Raw genomic sequence first — 221 nt, 5'->3', positions numbered from 1 at the left:
GACGGCGGCGACGGCCGCCGCGACGGCCGCGGCGACGACGGCCGCCGCTTTCGCCGGCATCGCCGGCGGCATCGGTCGAAGCGTCGGTGTTCGCGATCTCGCCAGCCGTGGCGCCGGCCGCAGCGGCGTCGGCGACGACCGTCGTTTCGGCGGCTTCGTTCTTCGGCGTGGCCTCGGCCGCCGGCGCGGTGCCGGCGACGACGACCGCGGCGACCGGCGCG

1 protein-coding gene is annotated in these 221 nt (G+C 79.6%); it reads left to right on the top strand.

Annotated features, from left to right (window positions below; translation table 11 throughout):
• The coding region (locus A7A76_RS23370) for a hypothetical protein (RefSeq protein ID WP_206413560.1) at window positions 1-221 on the top strand (221 nt) is incomplete at both ends.

The organism is Lysobacter enzymogenes, from assembly GCF_017168095.1.
GTDB classification, from domain to species: Bacteria; Pseudomonadota; Gammaproteobacteria; order Xanthomonadales; family Xanthomonadaceae; genus Lysobacter; species Lysobacter enzymogenes_D.
Note: the sequence above shows the minus strand (reverse complement) of the source record. Positions and strands in the feature narration are given on the sequence as shown.